This window comes from Oceanimonas aquatica (assembly GCF_030732065.1).
Lineage (GTDB): Bacteria > Pseudomonadota > Gammaproteobacteria > Enterobacterales > Aeromonadaceae > Oceanimonas.
Map to the genome: position 1 here is coordinate 169524 of NZ_JAVBHX010000005.1, position 16122 is coordinate 185645.

7 protein-coding genes are annotated in these 16122 nt (G+C 46.2%); 2 read left to right on the forward strand and 5 right to left on the reverse strand.

The features are described 5' to 3' along the window. Both Q9290_RS09140 and Q9290_RS09145 read left to right on the forward strand, forming a co-directional pair. Nucleotides 1-3438, forward strand: coding sequence for a site-specific DNA-methyltransferase (locus Q9290_RS09140; protein ID WP_306079343.1), 3438 nt, complete (start codon nt 1-3; stop codon nt 3436-3438). 10 nt (nt 3439-3448) lie between these two features. Then, nucleotides 3449-6865, forward strand: coding sequence for a DEAD/DEAH box helicase family protein (locus Q9290_RS09145; RefSeq protein ID WP_306079344.1), 3417 nt, complete (start codon nt 3449-3451; stop codon nt 6863-6865). Nucleotides 6866-6954: 89 nt separating this feature from the next. On the opposite strand, the gene Q9290_RS09150 is transcribed toward Q9290_RS09145, so the two are convergent. The 5 genes from Q9290_RS09150 to Q9290_RS09170 all read right to left on the reverse strand — a co-directional run bounded on the left by Q9290_RS09150 (nt 6955) and on the right by Q9290_RS09170 (nt 16073). Further along, a complete protein-coding gene (locus tag Q9290_RS09150; protein ID WP_306079345.1) occupies nt 6955-7656 on the reverse strand; it encodes a retron system putative HNH endonuclease in 702 nt (233 codons plus the stop codon). Continuing rightward, nucleotides 7653-8957, reverse strand: a complete 1305-nt coding sequence (locus Q9290_RS09155; RefSeq protein WP_306079346.1) for an AAA family ATPase — start codon at nt 8955-8957, stop codon at nt 7653-7655. The genes Q9290_RS09150 and Q9290_RS09155 overlap by 4 nt, the downstream gene beginning before the upstream one ends. Before the next feature lie 422 nt (nt 8958-9379). After that, on the reverse strand, nt 9380-9862 hold the full coding sequence (locus Q9290_RS09160) for a hypothetical protein (protein ID WP_306079347.1): 483 nt from the start codon (nt 9860-9862) through the stop codon (nt 9380-9382). 66 nt (nt 9863-9928) lie between these two features. Beyond that, nucleotides 9929-12211: a hypothetical protein gene (locus tag Q9290_RS09165; protein ID WP_306079348.1), complete on the reverse strand. Its 2283-nt coding sequence runs from the start codon at nt 12209-12211 to the stop codon at nt 9929-9931. Nucleotides 12212-12221: 10 nt separating this feature from the next. Then, entirely contained in the window at nt 12222-16073 is a 3852-nt protein-coding gene (locus Q9290_RS09170) for a hypothetical protein (RefSeq protein ID WP_306079349.1), read from the reverse strand. Nucleotides 16074-16122: the final 49 nt, after the last annotated feature.

A 16122-nucleotide genomic window follows, 5' to 3' on the forward strand; every position in this document is an offset into this window, starting at 1 on the left:
ATGAACGATCAACAGCCACTCAGCTCCAACCAGACCCAGGTGCACAAGGCCAACCAGCGCCGGGACAAGTTTGCCCATCTGCTGCGCGAGATGTTTCAGCTCAATCAGCCCGAGCTGGATTTTGGCCTGTATCGCATCATGCATGCCCGCAAAGACGATATAAACCGCTTTATCGAACAGGATTTGCCCCGCCTCACCCGCGATGCCTTTGCCAACTTTGCCAGCAGTGACAAGGCCGAGCTACAAAAAGAACTGGATAAAGCCATTCAGGGAGCCCAAGCGCTGGAAATGGATCCCGATACCCTGCCCAAGGTAAAACAGCTGAAAGCCCAGCTCAGCGACGGCTTTGATCTGGCCCGGGAAGAAGGCGAGGTCTACGATGCTCTGGTGACCTTCTTTAGCCGCTACTACGACGAAGGCGACTTTATCTCCCGCCGTGTTTACAAAGACGGCACCTACGCCATCCCCTACCAGGGTGAAGAAGTGGTACTGCACTGGGCCAACAAGGATCAGTACTACGTTAAAAGCAGCGAAACCCTGCGTGACTACAGCTTTCGCCTGAACCCGCATCCCAGTAGCGCCGAGCCCAACCCAATGCGGGTGCATTTTAAACTGGTGGATGCCGAAGCCGGCGCCCAGAACAACAACAAGGAAAGTGATAGCAGCAAACGGGTATTTGTACTCGACCACACCCAGCCCTTTGAGCTGCTGGAAGGCGAGCCCGACGAACAGGGCAACCAGCACACCGAGCTGCAAATTCGCTTTGTGTTCCGCGCCGCCACTCAGGATGACTGGCAGACCAACAGCGCCATTCGGGCCGAATTTGGCAAGGCCACTGTCGCCGCCAAGAAGAAGCCGCCGGTGCAGGGCGTGCTGGTGGCCAGCGCCGTGAACTGGCTGCTGAGTGCAGACAGCCAGCTGCCCGAGCAATGGCGCAAGCAACTGGCTCTGCCCTACACCAAGGCCGATGGCGAGCCCGCCGACTACAGCCAGCTGCAGGGCCAGCTCAACAACTACACCAAGAAAAACAGCTTCGATTACTTTATTCACAAGGATCTGGGCGGCTTTCTCACCCGCGAGCTGGATTTTTACATCAAAAATGAATTGCTCAGCTGGGACGACCTGGCTGCCCTCAAGCACAACCCGGCCCGGCTGGCACCGCTGCTGAGCAAGGTGGAAGTGATCCGCAAACTGGGCGAAAACATCATCGCCTTTCTGGCCCAGCTGGAGAACTTTCAGAAAAAGCTGTGGCTGAAAAAGAAGTTCGTTACCGACATCCAGTATTGCCTCACCCTCGACCGCCTGTCCGAACACGACACCCTGCTTGCCCAGGTGTTTGACAATCCCGCCCAGCAGGCGGACTGGGCCACCCTTTACGGGCTGGATTTGGCTCAGTTGCAAAAGGATCTGGAGCAAAATGGCCCGGCCGGGCTGCTGCCGCAGGCCAGATATCGCTACCTGATGCTGGATACCCGTCACTTTAGCCCTGAGTTCAAGGCGCAACTGCTGGCCACCATGGACGATCTGGATCAGCAATGCGACGGCCTGCTGGTGCACTCCGAAAACTTTCAGGCTCTGAACCTGCTGCAGGAACGCTACCGCGAGCAGGTAAAGTGTATCTATATTGACCCGCCCTATAACACTGGTGGTGACGGCTTTGCTTATAAAGATACATATCAGCATTCAAGCTGGCTTTCATGCCTGAAAGACAGAGTTGATATGTCTTCAAGATTACATTCAGAAAATTCTTGTTTATGGATAAGTATTGATGGAAGAGAGCAGCCAAACCTCAGAAAGTTGATGGACATTAAATCCGAAAAAATGGATTTTATTGCTGACATCGCCGTAGTTAACAATTGGAAAGGAAGGCAGGATAAAGAGCACATTGCAACTGCTCATGAAAATGTTCTTTTATATGCAAAGGAAAACTTTGAGTCCAACGGTTTCCCTTTAAGTGAAGATAAAATATCAGACTATAAGCTCTCTGATTCTAACGGCCTAAAGTACTCCTTACGGGATCTCAGAAAGCGTGGTGGTGCCGACACCAGAGAGGAAAGACCAAATATGTTTTTCCCTATATATTGGAGCCCATCAGAAAGAACAGCTTCAATCACAAGAAAAAATATTGATGATATTGAGATATATCCGAAGAAATCTGATAACTCTGATGGATGCTGGCGTTGGGGAAAAGATACGGTACAAAAAAACATCGAGATAATCGAATGTTCTAAAGTCGATGATGTGCGCTGGAACTGTAGCTATCGTATTTATTTAGAAAATGATGGAAAAGTAAGGACATCAAAACCAAAATCCACTTGGATTGGTAGCCGCTACTCAACCGACGGTGGTGGTAAAACCCTTAGGAATATTATACCTAACACTGATTTTTCTTCACCGAAGTCATTATACTTTCTGAAGGATATACTTATCCATTCAATGGATAATGATGAAGTAACGCTTGATTTCTTCGCAGGTTCTGGCACCACCGGCCATGCCGTGATTGACCTTAACCGTGAGGATAACGGCCAGCGAAAATACCTGCTGGTGGAGATGGGTGATTACTTCGACACTGTGCTTAAACCCCGCATTCAGAAAGTGGTCTATGCCGACAACTGGAAAGCCGGTGCTCCCGTGGCAAACGAGGATGGCGGCTTCAACGGTGTATCTCATTGCTTCAAGTATATTCGCCTGGAAAGCTATGAAGACGCCCTGGGTAATCTGAGCCTGCAGCGCAGCATGGGCCAGCAGTCGCTACTGGACTCGTTCGATAACGAAGCGCTGGATGCCGCCCGCCAGAGCTATGTGATGAACTACCTGCTGGAGGTGGAAACCCGAGGCTCCGCTTCTCTGCTCAATACCAGGCTGTTTACCGATCCCACCGCCTATCAGCTAAATGTGCGCTCCGCCGGCGGTGATGAAACCCGCGCGGTTAAGGTTGATTTGCTGGAAACCTTTAACTACCTGCTGGGCCTGACCGTAGAGCATATTGCCCCGCCCCTGTGGTTTGATGCCGACCTAAGCCAGGCCGAACTGGGTCGCTGGCAGGCCACGGTAAAGCACATTGATCAGGCCGAACTGAACACCATGGACGAAAACCAACGCGGCCGGCTGTGGTGGTTCCGCACCGTATACGGCGTTAACCGCGCCGGCCAGAAGGTACTGGTGGTATGGCGCAACCTGCCTTCCATGCTGGCACAAGAAGACAAGGGTTTGCTGAAAGACAACGCCGTACTCGATGCCGTGCTGCTGGAGAAACTGAACATTCGCCTCACCGCCAGCCAGGATGACGAAGTAGACATTCTCTATGTAAACGGCGACCACAACATTGCCATTCCCAAAAACCGCCGGGGCGAGCCCATGGAAGAGGCCCGAGTGCAAATGATTGAAGAAGCCTTTCACCGGCTGATGTTTGCAAACACCGACGGCAACGCACTGTAAGGGGAGCACAATGGCAACGGAACCTAAAAAAACCGGCAAGGCCGGCGGTGTGCGCGGCAAAAAAGGCCAGAAAAATACGCTGGAATTTCGTCACCACCTGGTGCTCAACCAGTGGCTGTTTTCTCTGTTCGGGTTCGACGCCGTATCCGGCCGTTACCCGGTAGATAAAACCGGCCAGCGCGAAGCCGCCACCCTGGAAGCCTTTCGTGATCGCTTTCAGCTGATGGGAGATGTCACCGGCCGCAACAGCGACGGCATACACCACATCATCGAAGCCATTATTCAGAACTTTGATAATGGCCCCGGGCAGATAGACACCAACCGCATCAAGCTGACCGAAGAGCAGTTGCTGGACTACGATCGCCACATCAAGCAGCTCACCGACAAGATCAACCAGTCACGCCTGAGCGCCGGTGAAACAGAGCTGGAATGGAAGTATTTTCAGTATCTTACGCTGCTGTTTACCGAAATTTATCTGGACTATTTCTTTACCCGACCAGACGAACTGCTGACCGAGCTGAATGAGCAAATTCAGCGCTGGAACCAGCACTGGCTGGATGAAAAGGACTACAATCACAAGCCGCTGGCGCTGCTGAATCCGGACGACGACCTCTGGCCGCAGCTAAGCCGGATTGCCTTCTGGAGTGCCACCGGCTCGGGCAAAACCCTGCTGATGCACGCCAACATTCAGCAGTTCCGCTATTACCTCAAGCGCTTTGGCAAGGCCAGAGACATTAACAACATCATACTGCTGACACCCAATGAGGGCCTGACCCGCCAGCATTTGCAGGAGCTTGAGATCTCCGGCATTGCGGCAGCCGAATTCAGCAGCCGCGCCATAACCCCCACCAGCGATATGTTTTATGCCCAGAAGCCGGTGCTGGTGATTGACGTCAACAAGCTGCGCGACAGCGAAAAGGCCAAAACCGTGGCCGTAGACAGCTTTGGCGGCAACAACCTGCTGCTGGTGGACGAAGGTCACAGGGGCACCGCCAGCGGCGGTGGCACCTGGTACGACTATCGCCAAAAACTGTGTGCCCATGGCTTTTCGTTTGAATACTCGGCTACCTTCGCCCAGTCGGGCGGCCAGCATGAGAATCTGCGTCAGACTTATACCAAGTCGATTTTGTTCGATTACTCCTACCGTCACTTTTACAGCGACGGCTACGGCAAACAGTCCCAGATCCTCAACCTTGAGAAAAACCTCGATGGCGAAGATGAATTCCGCTATCTGGTTGCCTCCCTGCTCAGCTACTACCAACAGTTGCGCCTGTTTGATGATGACAGTGAGCTGTTCAAACGCTTTAACCTCTATCGCCCTTTATGGGTGTTTGTCAGCTCCAAGGTCACCGCCACCCTGAGCAGCGGCGAAGCCTCCGACACGGTGCAGGTGCTGCAGTTTATTCAGCGGGTATTAAGCCAGCGTGAAGCCACCATAAATGCCATTGATCACCTGCTGAACAAGGGGATGGAAACGGCCGCCGGTCGCAACCTGCTGAGTGGCCGCTTCAATTATCTTAAAGAGCTGGATCAGCCGGCAGCGGAGCTGTATGCCGACATTATGGAGCGGATTTTCCACACCAGCGGCGGTCAGCTTTATATAGAAAACATCAACGGTGTTTCCGGTGAAATCGCCCTGCGTGCCGGTGCCTCCGATACTCCCTTTGGGGTGATCAACGTTGGGGACGACGGCAAGCTGATAAAGCTGTGTGAAAAGCACGGACTCATTGCCCAGGATGCCCGTTTTGGCAGTTCGCTGTTCAACACCATCAACAGCGATCAGTCCCGAATCAATCTGCTGCTGGGCTCGAAAAAGTTTACCGAGGGCTGGAGCAGCTGGCGTGTCTCCAACATGACGCTGATGAACGTGGGCAGGAACGAAGGTGCCCAGATTATTCAGCTATTTGGCCGAGGCGTGCGTCTTAAAGGTTTTCAGAGTACGCTGCGACGCTCCGCCGAGCTGGTAAATGAACTCAAACAGGCCGGCCTGGAGCGCCCTCGCCATATTGGCATTCTTGAAACCCTGAACCTGTTCGGCATCAAGGCCGATTACATTGCTCAGTTCCGCAAGGAGCTGGAAGACGAAGAAATTCCGGTTAACCATGGCCTGATTGAATACGAGCTGCCGTTGGTTCCCATGAAAAACCTGCCGAACAACCTGCCGGTGATTCGCATTAAACCCTCGGTGGCCGGCAAGGCCATTGGTGGTGCCGGATCTGCATTTCTGGAGCTGGCAGAGCAGGTAGAACTGCTGCCACCCAGCTATTTTTTAGCACAGGGCGAAACAGGCGCTTATGATTATTTCTGCGATTCGCCCCGTGTTCAGCTGGACTTTTATCCCAGGGTGGCTGCCTTTTCGACCGACAATACCGGCGAACAACTGGTAAAGCGTAGTACCCAGCGATTTACTGCCATGCATCTGGCACTGATGGATACCGAAGCCCTCTATTTTGAGTTGCTGGCCTTCAAGCGGGATCGCCGTTGGTCCAACCTGACCATATCTCAGGAGCAAATCATCGCTCTGCTGTCTGAAAGTGGTTGGTATGAGCTCTATGCGCCGGATCAGGTCATGGAGCTTGGCGAACTGGATAAAATCACGCTGTGGCACGAAATGGCCATTGCCTTGCTGCGTAAATACTGCGAAATGTTCTACGGTTATCGTCGCAAGCAATGGGAAGCCGACAAGCTGGAATACCGTCCCATTACCGAAAACAACAAATACCTGTTTGGTATTACCGACACATCGCCCGAAGGCAGTTACACCCTGACCCTGGACTCATTGCGTCATGAGTCACTGATCAAGCAACTGGAAAACCTGAGAGGAAATCTGCTTGCAGGTAACATTGATAAGTGGAAAAACAAAATACTGGATGGACTGGAATTCCTCTGGTGTGAACGCCACTTTTATCAACCACTGGTTGCTGCAACTCAAGGTTTCGATTTTCAGATCAGCCCTGTTTCTTTAAATAAAGGAGAAGCCCAGTTCGTTAAGGATCTGCAATCAGCATGGGAACAAAAACTGTTTAATGGTTACGAGTTGTACCTGCTCAGAAACCAGACCGGACAGGGTGCCGTAGGTGTATTTGTTGATGGTGGTTTTTATCCGGACTTTATTCTCTGGCTGGTTAAAGACGGCAAGCAGCATGTAATATTTGTCGATCCCAAAGGACTGCGTAATCATAAACCACAAAGCCCCAAGGTGAAGTTCCATAAAGCCATCAAGGAAATAGAAGAAAAACTGGCCGACTCCAGTATTCAACTGGACGCCTTCCTGATCTCCAACACTCCCCAGGCCACACTGCTGGGTGACTGGCGGGATGACCAGGGCCAGCTGGTAACGGAACAGCAGCTAAAGGACTGGCATATTCTTTTTGAGCAGGATGGGGTAGAGGCCATTCGTGATCTAATTAAAAAAGTAACCAGCTGACGGCAATAACCTTTCAATCAGCAATAAAATAAAAAGAGCCATCATACACATGAGGGCTCTTTTTTATACGTTTTCTGCTTATTCATGGCTCACAAAGCAGAATGATTTTTCTTCAGAACTTCTTCAGCCACATTGGAAAAAAACTGCCGTGTGAGGCTGAAAAATGGGCTCAAGGCATTGTTCGTAGGAATAAGGTCTATAGAAGCTAGATAATGCAAATCCATATCGTTATCAAGGTGTTCCTGCACAAGCTCATCCAGTTCACTCCACCAGGCTCTTCGCCGATTTACCAGAAAAGAGCTGTTAAGGTTCAGCAGGTCAATGGTGTATTCCGCTTTATCTGTATCAGGGGCACTTAGCGTTGCAGAGGGAACAACACGGCCATCAGACAGATACTTGAAGTAACTCGCGCAGTCAGAGTCCAGGCACGAAACGAACCGTTCCTCGTCATAATTGCTCAGCTTGGCATGGCCACCAAACACATCTTCCAGTTGAGCAAGCTTCTCGCTGTGTATGGCACTCGCCGCCAGGTTGTGATAATCGAAGGTGCTCTTTGGATACTGGCTTTTGGGCTTGATGTGCTCAATGTGGTAGCCAATGCCTTCAAGATCAGCACGAATCTCGGAATAGCAGCAAAGCAGGAACTGTTCATTCAGCAAAAGCTGCTGCAACTTTCCTTTTTCTTTCAGTCCACTCCAGCGTTTTGCAGCTTCCTCACCGTCTTTTGGAGGCCGCTCGTTTGCCTTTTCAAGCAAGCGATGATGCACTCCCCGCTTGATGATTGTTTTCACTTTTTCAGCACCTCTTGCCTTTGGATACTGCGTTGCAAACGCACCAAGGCAGGGTGGTTCTCTCCCAAAGAAGCAGCGAGCTTTTTAAAGAGTGAGTCGGCTTCTTGTGTTTGGTAGTATCCCTGATCAACCAGCTCTACTAACCTATTCAGATCTTTTCTTTCGGCAATAGGCGGGTAAGGGTCAACCAACATAATGGTTTCCAGCACATCACTGCTTATTTCACCATAACTCCGGGCAAGGGGGATCTCAGCAACAAACTTGCCATCGGCGTTACGCCCAATGGTACGGATACTCTCTTTGTGAACTGACGACAGTACTTGTGGGCTATGAGTACTCACAATGAACTGTATGTTCGGAAAGGCACTACGCAACGAGTTAATCACACGTTGCTGCCAGGCCGGATGCAGGTGTAAGTCCACTTCATCGATCAGCACAATACCTGGCGTCAACTCAGGTGCTTGCTCATTTAAATGACCGTTTAGGCGAGCACAACGAAACGCGATATCTGCCACCAGAGAGATCATGGCGCGAACACCGTCACTCAACAAACTCACCGGCAACAGGCCATGATCCACATGCCACATCACCAGCTCGCCATGAGCAAAGCTGTAGTGAAACTCGCTCCAGCCCTCATCTTGCATGGCCTGGTTTACAGCACGTTGTATACCATCCAGCCGGGGCTTTAAGTTGGACTTTTGATAGCCTTTAAACTCGGTTTCCTGCTGGGCCGAACGGGTGGCGTCCTGAACCCACTTCTGCATTTGTTTAAAGCTGGAAGATGAGGTTAGGCAGTCTTCATAGCCCAGGCTGCGGCTACCACTGATAACCGACTTGCCCGAGACGTCCTTATGATTCACCCATAGGCGGCTTGACGGGTAGTAAGCCACCACCGGCAACTCGGTGTTGGGGTCATCCCGTATCTCAGACTGAAGCTGCTTGCCCCAGTCGGCCAGTGGTGCGGCCTCTTTGGTCGTGGTGCGGCCTTTAGGGCTATTCAGCGCTCTCTGCCACTGTATGGCGGGCTCATCGGCTTCGGCCTGAATAACCACGGGGAAGTTTTGCTCGTTCTCAAAGCCGTTACCGACCACACTGAAACGGGCATCGGTGCGTGCTATCTGCTGTGACTTGCCCATGTCAAAGGCACCCACAAAGGGCCCCAGAGCAGCAGCAATGGCTTCCAGAGCCGTTGTTTTCCCCTGGCCATTACGTGCGGCGATCACTGTCAACTCGGGATGGAACGTGATCTCAAAATCTTCAAATCGGCGGTAATTTTGCAGAGTTAGTTTGGTTAACTTCACGCCTTCCCTCATTACACAGTCAGCAATCAAACCGGTAGTTTACCTTTTCCCGGTCGTCGAGGTCGATGATATGCTCTCGAAGATTCAAAAGGTTCCTAACCAGGAGTCAACAAGACGGCTCAACTAGCTGAAACACTGCCCTACCTGGACCGTCAGCTGGCCATGTACAGCACTTCCCTACTCCAAGGTTTGAACATATCGGGTGGCCCGCATTTTCAGCCGAGCTCTAACACAATGTGGCGTGGCGACCAGGGGCATAGGGAGATGATCGATGAGCGTCACTACTTTATAATGTATTCATGTGTAGGTGAGTTCCTGGACAACTTTGCCTCACCCACACAAAAGCCTGGATCAAAAAAGTGATTGGTTGTGAACTCCACCTTTATAAAGCCAGTGAAATCAAACCACATGAAAAACTAAAATCAATTCCATCTGTATGATAAAACCACACCATCAACATTAATCTCAGCTTCTAATATGTCACAACCATGTCTTATCAAAACCTTTCCGGTTTGCCCGAACCCCAACTTCATCGGAAATATTCTCTTTGTGTCTCCCACATTTCTAATATCGTAGATAGGGCAATTACCTCTATTTACTCTTACGCCATTTATAGTCACTAAATCTTCTCTTCCTTGTATCAGAAGATAGTGACTTTGACCTCCATAGCGGTTTGGCTCCAAACTAGAAGATACGTTGATAGATGAGGAAGTTATATTAGACTTAGACGATGAAGAACCTCCTTCACATTCAGCCTCCCACTCAGATAACATTCCATAACTTATTGGTGCTTCTTCGCCAACTACTTCCCTGTGAGCACTTATCTTATCATCTAAACAACTTTCAACATCTGCAAATGCTACATTACTTAAAAAAAACAAAGAAACAAAAGCTGAACGACGCATCCCTAACTCCCTTAATTTAGTATTAATCAAAAACCACGCTTGCAACTAAATATTAATTTAGTAAATTCACTCCTCATAATCTCGATAGCTGCGAATAAAAATACTTGGGAATACTCTGCCAGCAAACCTGCCGATACGAATAAAATCAACGTCGAGGAGTGGCATTATCACTTCAGGGCTTGAATCACCTCGTAACGCATGCCATCTATAAATACTTGGCTGGCGATTAATTGTCAAATTCAAATTATTCAAATCTCCTACTAAGTAATAACCTTTTTCAGCATCAAACCATAAACCAGTAAGACCAGGTATTTTCCTCAACCAAGTACGGGGATCATACACCGGACGTTCAATAAAAGATGATAATAGTATCCACCATTGCCCCATTACCTTTTTATCCCCTCCAATTAAATCGGAGGCTCTAGAGTTAAATTCCTTTCTTAACCTATTATAAGCAACACGGCCAAGTGAAAAATGATCGTACACTGTCTGCTGCCAACATTTGCAAAGTTCAGGTAGGCATTTCAATAATTTATCAATACGATCGCAATCTTCTTTTGGCAATGAAAGCAATGTTCTAACATTGTCTTCATTTATCCAACAATCATAGTCAGCAGGTAATAACCAGCTGCTCACCGGATACATACTTTTCCTCCCCTCAAGTAATGGCATCACTTCTCCCAAGCCATCTGGAGTAAGTATAGGAGTATGGTTTCCCGGGCTTTGTAAAAGCACTCGTTCTTTACCAATAAAAAGAACAACCTGTCGTTTCAAAAAACCATCAACATCCTTTCTTATTTCTTCTTCAGGTGTATATCCATAAGGCCAATTGTTAACAATTTCACCAATTAGCTTCTTACAATTTATATCATGACGTTCTAACAAACCATCTAGTTCCTTAACCACAATAGGGTCAGAGAGAGAAAATTCTACAACAACGGGTTTGTCCTTTGACAAAGTAAAAAGATAACCTTCAGATATTAGAGTAAGATCTTTGAGCAACTCATTGTGATTAGGCAAGTAGTCAGTAACAGTAGCTGCTGGATCCCGCATAAGTTGCTTGAAATGCAATTCTTTAACCGCTACTACCAGCTTTAAAGAGACAATAGACTTAAACTCAGTTATCTGTTCAAATGTATAATCGAAGTAATCATCAAAAACCTGAGTAATATTATCTTCATCGTCACGAATAAACCACTGTTCGACAACAAAATCATCATCCAACTCATAGGGATTAAGAATGATATGTTGAACTATACAATCATCAGAAAAATTGCGAGTGATTTCATAAGGGTCTTGTGGCAACCCTTTCCCCTGATCTAGCACAACTAAATAACGTTGGCACGGCTTCAACTTTAATTCTTGAAGATTAACTGGTTGATTAGAGAATAAATCAATCTTGATATTAAGCCCTTCATCCTCTAATAACTTCACGAACCACTTTTTCACTTCAGAAATAGGGGAATCTAAGTTTTCACGGGCATCAATTAAAGTAATCGGAAATTTTTCCAAAGGCAAAGATTTCAAGCGTCTTTTTTTATCTGGCTTATGCGTGCTAGGATATTTATCAAGATGAAGCACTTCATTATCCAGATAAAATCCATAATCATGGGCTGACTTAACATATGCAGATACAAACTGCTGAATAAAATAACTCCTACTAGTCTTTAAGCCCTCAGGTGACTTCAAGTCAATAAATGGACGCTGTTTACGAATACCTTTAGATTTTTTAATTTCTTGATATAACTCTCCTAGCTCTTCATTTCCAGGAAACCAACGTCCAAGCCAACCATCTTGGTCTCGTAACCAAAGCTTCCCTGTTCTGGGTGATTCAACTTTAAGTTTCCTAAGACTTACATTACTAAATGTTATTTTTACCTCTGTTGTATTTTTGTCTTTCCGCTGACGAACTGCACCCTCTATATCAATTGCTTCGATACCAGGATTATCACCACCCCATTCATTAAGCTTAAGCAATGGTTTACCTAGCGCTCGATAACCTCGAGTCTGTCCTACCTGATGGCCAACTTGGCGCAGAATCAATTTCAACCATACAGGATTAAGTTCAGGCAGATACTCTACTTTCTCGGCCACCAAAAAGGTTTTATCTTGAGTCTGAATCCGTGGTAACACATGGCTTTCATCAGGTAGCGCAACATATAAATTTTTATTATACATGTAGTAAGGGTATGAACTTTCTGACAACTGCTCATCAAGACATTCTCGCCATTGCCACCACTTCATTCTACTCATGGTGAGCGGATAGCGATACACAACTAACTTACCAGCCAACGTAGAATTAATATTATCATCCTGATAAGTTAAAAAAGATGTTTTTAACTCTGCCATGAAGCCTTCCTTAATTTAGTAGGGAACTACGTGATTTAAATTGACGAATAAGCTCGCACAAACCAATAAAACCAGGAGTAGTAACATCGGGGGAATAAGGATCCAAACAACTCGAAAGCACAAAAATAGATGCATCACTAAATCCTACGGGTGACATTTTCAAATCAAAGCTTTTAAGAGTCGCATTACCATCAGAACCAACTAGGTTTAAAATTACAATCTTTGCTTCAGATGAAATAAGCCGGCGCAGCTCTTTTACCTTATCAGAAAGTGAAAATATTTGGCTACCTGTCTGCTCTTGGATTGCATTCTGAAAGGCTATATCTGCCTCTCTTTGTGTATCCATCCCCCAATATTTAGCATCAATAAACAGTGGTGTTCCGGAAATATTAAAGTCATATAGTTCAAGAGTATTATTGTGCAACAGCTCTGTAGTACTAGTAATTCCTTCTTCATCAAGAAGCGCCCTAATACTCTCTTCTCCAATTCTCCCTTGTAAAATTCTTTGTGCAAAATCTGGATGAAATAGATACTGAGTCTCAAGACCACTGGCCACAGCCTCACTTGTCACATAACCATGCCGATTGAACCAGGTGGTAATCGCATGATGATGAGTTATCCAGCGATAGATAGGCTGTAACCTATAATGCCTTGCGTTGTAATCTGATTCAGCCAAGAAACGTCCATCTGGATAGTACCAGACACCTTTCTCTGGATCTGCACCGCAAGGAAGGTGAATACAGGCCCAATCCTTAAGCGTCAGCTTATCTTTTTCAAAAACTCCTAGTTCAGACCCTGTAAATGAGCATGCAAGATCTCGGCGTAGTGCTGCACGGCCTATTGACTCCCAAGTTTTATGTAGTGATACCACGTCAACATTGTTGTTATCTTTTCTTGACTTACGGATATTGCCAACAAGATATTCATCTATAATTTCTCTGATCTTTTCCCCTCGCTGAGCTGGAGTAAATATTAGAGCTAAAGGATCAACAGAGAAGTTAGCTTTTTGTAGGCCTTGTAATAAACCCTCATTAAGTGTACTGATAAAGTCTTTATGTTTACCATATCCGTGAATATCATCAGCATATTTTCTTAACGTTTGCGCAAGCTCAGTTTGAATATAAATCCTTGTTTCTGGAGTTTTATCCCACACCCTCTCCATACGTCCAACTTGCTGCTGTACATCAGCAGCAAGATTACAGACAAAATCCGGAGTACTTTTGTACAGCGCATTATTTAACTGACTGACTTCACGTTTATTTGATCGCATCAATGCGCCTATATAGTGCCTGTAATCTTTCTCTGACACCTGAGCAGACTGACGCAACTTTTGAAGTTTACGTATCTGAGCTCCTATTGACGCCATACGTTCACCTGCATCTTCTTTATCAGGAACAGAGAAGTAAAAGTGTCTAGCCTCATAAAGGTATAGGCAGGTCAAATCAGTTCTCTTTAAAAGATCATTCTCCACAACCTCAAAATCAAGGTTGATACCATTAGTTGCCGAAGCAACCTGCGTGAATATTATGACTCTAAAATTCGTCCCAAAAGCTTTTGAGTATTGCTCTAAAAAAAGAGGATCTTTCTGGCTATGAGCTGTCAAAAAACAAATGATAACAACATGCCCTTTCACAATTACTGGCTTAAACCAAGGCGATTGTCCCACTAGTAATGGAATCATACATTTATTTTTACTATCGATCTCATCATTAAACCATTCTAATCTCTTACGACTAGCATGTGCTGACTCTTCATTAAGCCATTTACAGAAAAAATGTATAGAGTTAACATATGTCAAATGCCCTTTATGCTTATTATTACTTGAGGCAATATTCATAATTTCTAGCATAGCGTGCAGGCAGTTACGACGATGTTCCTTAGTAGAATCAGGAATAGTCTCTCGATCATGTTGAAAAAAATCAGCAGGTAGATGATCTAATGAATCTGCTATATCTTTACCACTCGCTTCATCTTTACTCGTAAAATCAAACACTTCAACAGAAAGTTGATTGCATCGCTTACTAGCTTTTTTCCTTTTCAGGACATCAATCAGCTCACTCTGATTTCTAATACAATTTTCATGAGGTGTTATTGGAACTGGAAGATTGCCATCTTCATCCTTCCTTTTTCGTGCGATCTCATTTAAAGCACTGTATACCCACTTCATATCAAAGTTACCCAAAGACCGCTCGATCATGGACGTGGCTGAGAGGCCAAAAACTAGATTTCGACTGGCAAGTGTAACTAAAATAGCCTCTGGTGTTGTCGGAATATGTGCACGTTTTTGAACAATACGTAAACTATCAAGTTGTTCAGATGCTCCTGTAAACATCCAACAGCTAAAACCATGAACATGAGCTTGAGTGTGTGGTAAAACATTAGTGTTTTTTAAGTCTACTAACTCTGGTAAATTAGTATTAGGAATAGCACCTAAAAATACTGCGTTATTTAGACTCTGATGATAGTGACCACTCTGATAGTCATTGACACTATTAAATAGAAGATGCATAAACTCATCACGCAGGCTACGACCAGATCCAATTTGGGCTTCAACTGGCAATCTAGACAATCTGATCAGAGTATGACGTAACAGCTGTTCTAATTGAGCAAGGAAGAATCCTGCAGTTACTGATGTTTTAGAACGATTTTGAACTACCATTAGGCCATGAGGAGCAGGCTCCAAATGAGTTGGTGATTGACTAATAGCATAGTCTGAGCGAAACAAATAGCGTGGTATAAACTCGCAACTGTCATCCCTAACTAATGCTCGCTGATTGGGAAAATCAATACCTTTATCACTAAGAGCAAGAAGTGTTTTTTCAAAATCACCTTCGAGCTCATCCAATATCCTAAGAAGTTCTTCATTTTTACTATTTGCAATTCTAGAGCGAGCGATCAATCGACTGCCCTCATCAACCAGCACACCCAAGCACTGGGGCAATTCCTGGACCCTTTGTGCCTGGCTTAACAACTCTAGTAATACAGGTTCTTGATACTCAAATTCATCTATGAAAACAACATAACCTTCAAGGTTCATGTCTCCCATTCTGGTTCGTTGTTGTCCATCATAGAACCCATTGAAAAACTTATGAGTTGTCATTACTAAAAGCGGTTGATATTCATCTCTCCAGACAATAGCTGGTAATATTTTACGTATCCAAGGGTGCTGACGATACTGTTCCAGCTTTTTTAATCCTGGATTATCAAGACCTATGTTATTACGACGTTTACCTTTAGTCTTTATATTATTTTTTTGGCTAAGTTTTACTAAAAAAGCCATATTTTGAAGCACAGCTTTCTCTAGCTGCTTGCAAGTACGCCCTAACTCTTGTTCAAATTGAAGCTTAAGGTCTAGATCATCTGGATTTTGGCTTTTCTGAATCCGCTCCAGTCGATTAGCACGATTTTCAATCGTAGTACATAATCGATGTAAAACGTCGAGAGGACATAATTCATTAACCCACAGCTGGGCCTCTGACAGAGATTGAATATGCTGCTGCCATGGAAGCAGCTCAGTGGTTACGGATTCATGAGGTAGAGGTTTACCTGAGACAGCTGCCGACAGTTGTTCTTGGCGAGAATAAAGAACACTTAAAGGATGCTGGCAATCTATCACGTCACGTATCAATTCATGTAGGATATTCCAGCGATGTGTTACGAAAATCCCTTGTAGCCCTTTCGCTTTAAGGTAACTGAGAACAGATGAAACCTTTTCTGGACTGGGCTTGAAAAGTGCTGAGGTTTTACCCAGCCCTGTGGGCCCATTGACTTCAATTAAACCTGCAAGTGTTGATCCACCTGCCAAAGCGCGATTGATCTGCGAAAGATAAAAGTGTTGATATGAACATTCCCTGGCCGCCATCAGCTACACGCTCCTGTGCTCTCCAGCTAAGATCGCTGTTCATAAAACA